Annotated in this window: 8 protein-coding genes; all 8 read left to right on the top strand. The window is 38.8% G+C overall.

Annotation, left to right across the window (positions count from 1 at the left end):
• Positions 1 to 295 precede the first annotated feature (295 nt).
• Positions 296 to 583, top strand: a complete 288-nt coding sequence (locus BMW53_RS20350; RefSeq protein ID WP_051568101.1) for a nucleotidyltransferase domain-containing protein — start codon at positions 296 to 298, stop codon at positions 581 to 583.
• Between the two features lie 2 nt (positions 584 to 585).
• Entirely contained in the window at positions 586 to 1041 is a 456-nt protein-coding gene (locus BMW53_RS20345) for a hypothetical protein (RefSeq protein WP_074781163.1), read from the top strand.
• 496 nt (positions 1042 to 1537) lie between these two features.
• Positions 1538 to 1759 (top strand): DUF2683 family protein, encoded by a 222-nt coding sequence (locus BMW53_RS20340; RefSeq protein ID WP_038563123.1) that lies wholly within the window; start codon positions 1538 to 1540, stop codon positions 1757 to 1759.
• On the top strand, positions 1746 to 2015 hold the full coding sequence (locus BMW53_RS20335; RefSeq protein ID WP_081804927.1) for a Txe/YoeB family addiction module toxin: 270 nt from the start codon (positions 1746 to 1748) through the stop codon (positions 2013 to 2015). The genes BMW53_RS20340 and BMW53_RS20335 overlap by 14 nt, the downstream gene beginning before the upstream one ends.
• Before the next feature lie 454 nt (positions 2016 to 2469).
• Positions 2470 to 3624: a GDP-L-fucose synthase family protein gene (locus BMW53_RS20330; protein ID WP_074781161.1), complete on the top strand. Its 1155-nt coding sequence runs from the start codon at positions 2470 to 2472 to the stop codon at positions 3622 to 3624.
• A 745-nt stretch (positions 3625 to 4369) separates the two neighbouring features.
• The gene (locus BMW53_RS20325) at positions 4370 to 4591 is read left to right on the top strand and encodes a hypothetical protein (RefSeq protein ID WP_038563129.1); all 222 of its coding nucleotides are present in this window, start codon (positions 4370 to 4372) and stop codon (positions 4589 to 4591) included.
• Positions 4581 to 4847, top strand: coding sequence for a type II toxin-antitoxin system RelE family toxin (locus tag BMW53_RS20320; RefSeq protein WP_038563131.1), 267 nt, complete (start codon positions 4581 to 4583; stop codon positions 4845 to 4847). Before BMW53_RS20325 ends, BMW53_RS20320 begins: the two co-directional genes overlap by 11 nt.
• A 582-nt stretch (positions 4848 to 5429) precedes the next feature.
• Positions 5430 to 5660, top strand: a complete 231-nt coding sequence (locus tag BMW53_RS20315) for a P-loop NTPase family protein (RefSeq protein WP_038563134.1) — start codon at positions 5430 to 5432, stop codon at positions 5658 to 5660.
• Positions 5661 to 6039 lie beyond the last annotated feature (379 nt).

Below are 6039 nucleotides of genomic sequence, written 5' to 3'. Positions count from 1 at the left end.
CGCGTGGTGATAAAACAAGCCAGCATCTATAGTTCCTACAACCTTTTCCAAAGTTCCAAACTTTGGAAAAGATAGATGAAACATTTATTAAGCAACCAATAAGGTTAATAAGCTTATGCCGGGGGGTAGAACAATGGCTACTAAGGTTATCGGACGAGGAAATAAGGTTTTACCGTAACACGATTAACCTTCAAGTGTTTTTTAAACCTTGAAGGTTTAACCAATAAAAATTAAACCGGATATTCTAAAGCTGGAAGTTGTTTTATTTACATCCAAAAAACACTAATTTTGAAGTATGCGACTAAAACCGGAAATAAGGAAATTTATCAAAGAACAGGCAGCAAAACTGTTTCCCGGATCAGAAGTTTATCTATTTGGATCAAGGGTAAACAACCAGCTGAAAGGTGGTGATATTGATATTCTTCTACTTTCGGAAAAGAAAATTGATGCAAAAAAAATCCGAAACTTTCGGGTTTCATTCTATAAAACCTTTGGTTGGCAAAAACTGGATTTGGTTAATTTTACCAAAACCGAGGATTCCACTTTTAAACAGTTAATAGTAAACGATGCAAAGCTTATTTAAAAATGACCAATAAAGAAAAGCTTACCATTCAGCTACTGAGAGAAGAACTGGATCTTCTGGATAAATCGGTTCGCACATTAAAATTGTCGGTTTCCAAATGCATGCAAATTGGGAGAAAAGAAGAATACAGCTTTGAAGAAATGGAAAGCTTTGATTCTCTCACATCGAAATTTGGACGTACCTCCGACCTTTATACTCAAAAAGTAATACGTACCATATGGATCTTATTACACGAACCGTTTATCCCATTTATTGATTTACTGAACCAGTCTGAAAAAATGAAGCTCATAAACTCCGCAGATCAATTATTGGAAGTCCGCGACCTGAGAAATCAGATAACGCATGAATACATTCCTGAAGCCATCACCGGGCTGGTTCCTGAAGTCATAGAAAAATGTGATTATCTCCTGGCGAATATAAACACCACACTTGAATTTGTTAAGCAACGTAACTGGTAAGTCAAATCTATTTACCCCGCTACCGCGCGAATCCTTTCGCGTGGTGATAAAACCCCCGCTACCGCGCGAATCCTTTCGCGTGATGATAAAACCCCCGCTACCGCGCGAATCCTTTCGCGTGATGATAAAACAAGCTAGCAAACCTGCAGCCCAACAATAAGGTTAATAAGCTTATGTCGAGGGTAGAACAAAGGCTACTAAGGTTATCGGAGGAGGAAACAAGGCTTTACCGTAACACGAACAACCTTCAAGTGTTTTTTAAACCTTGAAGGTTTAAATAAAAAAAGCCAGTTACACTACGAAAACAAATACAGGTCATGTTCAGATCGTCCCCCTTTAGGGGTCAGGGGCAGGGGTAAAAGCTACTATGGTTTGAAAAAATGAATAAGCTGGATGGTAGCACAAACCCTGACGGTTTAAATCAACAGAACGGATCACAAATTGCAAGTATTTCAAATAAATATTTTTTTGTACCTTGTAGATTCAGATAAAAACAATGGAAGCATTAACAATACATCCACAAAACAACGAACAACTGAAGGCTATAAAATCGGTTTTAAAAGCCATGAAAATACCATTCGAAAAAAGCCTCTACAATCCTGAGTTTCTAAAAAAAATACAGGAATCAGAAAAACATCAGGAAGATGCTGTTATCTTAAAATGCGAAGAAGATATCAGCAACTATTTAAAAAATCCTGACACTGATGTACAAGATTAAAATTTTGCCACAAGCAGATAAAGAAATTCGAAGCTACCGGAAAGCAGGAAATAAAATTGCACTAAGGAAAATCCATACAATTTTAAAGGAATTACAACTAAATCCTACAAGCGGAATTGGTTGCCCGGAACAACTAAAACATGAACTTTCGGGTTATTGGAGCCGAAGAATAGACAAAAAGAACAGGCTAATCTACCGCATTGAAGAGGAAGTGATTACGGTCGTCATCGTATCCGCACTTGGGCACTATAGCTAATACCCTGAATTCCCCCGCTACCGCGCGAATCCTTTCGCGTGATGATAAAACAAGCTAGCAAAGCTGCAGCCCAACAATAAGGTTAATAAGCTTATGCCGGGTGGCACAACAATAGCTACTAAGGTTATCGGAGGAGTAAATAAGTTTTACCGTAACACGAACAACCTTCAGGCGTTTCCAAAACCCTGAAGGTTTAAATGAAAAACGACAGTTGCACCCGAAGACCAAACAAAAAACAATTACAAATCACATTATAAAAGTCCTCCGCCAGCTAGCGGATCAGGGGGAAAACTCTGAAGAGTTTAAATCGTAAAAAGACAATTACCCCATAGACAAAACAAAAAACGAACATAGATCACCTTAAAAACGTTTCTCTTTAGGGATAAGAGGTAAAAATAAAACAACAACACCCAAAATTCATCGTAAGTTATATGGAATAAACAATTCTAAAGAGATGAAAAAAGACGCCAAAATATACATCGCCGGACACAAAGGCCTAGTGGGCTCAGCCATCTGGAAAAATTTTAAAAACAAAGGTTATACAAATCTTATAGGCCGAACGCTGGAAGAACTGGATTTGATGAACCAGCAGGCGGTAGCCGATTTTTTCGAACAGGAGAAACCGGAATATGTGGTGCTGGCAGCAGCAAAAGTGGGTGGGATAATCGCCAATAGCACCTACCGCGGGCAATTCATTTACGAAAACCTGCAGATACAGAATAATGTCATCCATCAGTCGTATGTGCATGGCGTAAAAAAACTGTTGTTTCTGGGATCAACCTGCATTTATCCCAAACAGACTCCCCAGCCCATGCCGGAGAATTGCCTGTTAACCGATACACTGGAATACACCAATGAGCCGTATGCCATTGCCAAAATTGCAGGCTTAAAAATGTGCGAGTCGTATAACCTGCAGTACGGTACCAATTTTATCTCGGTGATGCCCACCAACCTGTACGGGCCTAACGATAATTTTAACCTGGAAACCTCGCATGTTTTACCGGCTATGGTACGTAAAATCCATTTATCGAAATGCCTGGAAGACAACAACTGGGATGCTATCCGCGAAGACCTGAACCGTCGCCCGGTGGAAGGAGTTAAAGGCAAAGCCGATAAGGAAGACATCCTTAAAATCCTGGCTAAATACGGTATTAAAGCGGAACAAGCAGATAGTGAAATCACACCATCACATACTCCCACAGTCTCACAGTCTCAGTGCTCAATATCTCACTGTCTCACAGTCTCTCTCAACCTCTGGGGAACCGGCAAACCGATGCGCGAATTCCTGTGGTCGGAAGACATGGCCGATGCCTGTGTGTTTTTAATGGAGAACCGGAATTTTGAGGATGTAAAGGCCGAATGTGATGGAGAGGTGATCAATACCCATATCAATATTGGAACCGGCAAGGAAATTTCGATCAGACAGCTTTCCGAGGTTATTCAGAAGGAAATTGGTTTTCAGGGAACCATTCGGTTTGATAGTACAAAACCCGATGGCACCATGCGCAAACTAACCGATCCATCGAAGTTACACCGCCTGGGCTGGAAACACAATATCGAACTGGAAGAAGGCATAAAATTAATGTACCAACATTATTTAAAAGCATAACAAAAATTATTCCCTTGTCACCTTTTCCAACGATTGGAACTTTGGAAAAGTTCGATGAAGCAACAATAAGCTTAATAAGGTTATACTGTATTTACAACAATGGCTACTAAGGTTGTCTGAGAAATAAATAAGGTTTTATTCCCGTAACACGAATAACCTTCAGGCGTTTCCCAAACCCTGAAAGTTTAAATCACAAAAAGCAGTTAGTCCCTAAGAAAAACCAAAAAAAACGAATACAGATCACGTTTAGAACGTTCTCCGTCAACTGACAGATCAGGGGTAAAAACAAACAAATGCTAAGGTTATCCGACTAGGAAATAAGATTTTACCATAGCACCAACAACCTTCAGGCGTTTCCCAAACCCTGAAGGTTTGAAAGAAAAGCCAGTTACACCCCAAGAAAAAACAAAAAACGAATACAAATCACGTTTAGAACGCTCTCCGCCAGCTGGCGGATCAGGGGTAAAAACAAACAGATGCAAAAGTTATCCGACTAGGTAATAAGGTTTTATCAGAAACACAAATAACCTTCAAGTGTTTTTTAAACCTTGAAGGTTTAATCATAAAAAAATTAATTAACAGAAATTCCTTCTTCAGCGTCGGGAGTGCAAATAGTCAAACAACGAAATCAGTTCAACGCTGGCTCCCCACAAAAAAGTCAGAAGTAAAAAATAACGGATTATCGTTAAACGTCAAAAAAACACTTCATACAAAAACACGTATATTTGTATTAAACAGCACATTGATGAAAACAATAATACTTAGAGGTGAATCTGAATCTGATGCAAAATTGATTCTCGAGTTGGCAAAGAAACTAAACTTCAGTGCGAAAAAAATAAGTGATAAAGAAGCAGAAGAAATAGGCCTGTTTTATTCCGTAAAAGAAGGACTGCAGTCCGGTCTGTTAGCAGAGGAAGAAAAAGCAAATTTTCTGTCATCACTCGATACTCAAAAAGATGAAGATTGAGTTCACAAAGAAGTTTCAAAAACAAGTTGTTAAGTCAGCAGACAGGGCAACCAAAAAGAAACTGCTCGATATCATTCAGCAAACACAGCAAGCCAATTCGTTAAACAATATTCGAAAATTAAAAAAACTTAAAGGCTACAATAACACTTATAGAATACGCTTGGGTGACTACAGAATTGGTATATATATTCAGAAAGACACAGTTATTTTTGCTGCTTTTGATCACCGATCCGATATTTATAAATATTTTCCATAAACTGCAAGACCACCATTACCCATTGCTTTACACAACAAATAAGCTTATTGCAGCGCTTACCGCTTCCTGCTACTAAGGTTGTCTGAGAAATAGATAAGGTTTTACCGAAGCCGTAACAACCTTCAGGCGTTTTCAACCCCCTGAAGGTTGGAAAGAAAAGCCAGTTACACTACGAAAACAAATACGGATCACGTTAAGAACGTCCTCCTTTAGGAGTCAGAGGTAGTCAGACATGATAAAACCAATCTTCAACACTGGCTCACCTCGAGAGGGGAGCTCCCGACAGGGTGAGGGGTAAAGAAAAAACAAACACATTCAACCACCTCACCAACATGCGTTGGTCCCCTCCTAAAGAATAAAATCTTCCGCTTTGTTTCCCCAATTGGGGGAAATGTCTGCGTAAGGAATGTGGGGGGATGTCAAAGGGGGGTCAGAGGCGGAAAATTTACCTACCCGGTAACAATTAGTTGAATCGGTGTAATTTATGGACATTAAATAATTACACAACAGCATTTTTCAAACAAGTAAAAAAGAAACCCATTCTGTTTTAATAACGTATATTTGAACCAAACAATACACAAAATGGAAACCATCATTATACAAACAAAAGATAAAGCCGAACTCAAATTTTATATAGAACTGGCTGAACGTTTGGGAACAAAATTTACAACACTCGAAGATTTTCAGGATGAACAATTACTCAGCCGAATGTTGGAGAATCTAAATACACCACTTGTTGAGAAAGAAAATATTATTGATCAACTTCACAACATTTTAAACGAAGGCCAGGCTCCTTATACTAATGAAGATTAGATTTTTGCATGGATTTGAAAACGATCTCAGGAAAGTCAGTGATAAAAAGCTTGCTCAAGTGATTTTGCAAAGCATTACTGTTTTCGAGTCTGCAAAATCACTAAAAAAAAAATTCCGGTGTTAAAAAATTAAAAGGTCATCCGAACGCATTTCGCTACCGAAAAGGAAAGTATCGCATAGGGTTCTTTTTTGAAGATGACACGGTAATATTTGCAGCTTTTGCACCAAGAGGAAAAATTTACAAAAAATTCCCATAATCTCCCTCCGCTGGCGCACATTTGTAATCATGAGTGTTCGGAAGATTTTATCGCGAAACTCAAGTAGTTTCAACAATTTTCCGTTATCGGTCTTGATAAGTTGCTGGTATTTGTGAATGTAA

It is taken from the genome of Draconibacterium orientale (assembly GCF_900111425.1).
GTDB classification, from domain to species: domain Bacteria; phylum Bacteroidota; class Bacteroidia; order Bacteroidales; family Prolixibacteraceae; genus Draconibacterium; species Draconibacterium orientale.
This window is presented reverse-complemented; position numbering and strand designations above follow the sequence as displayed.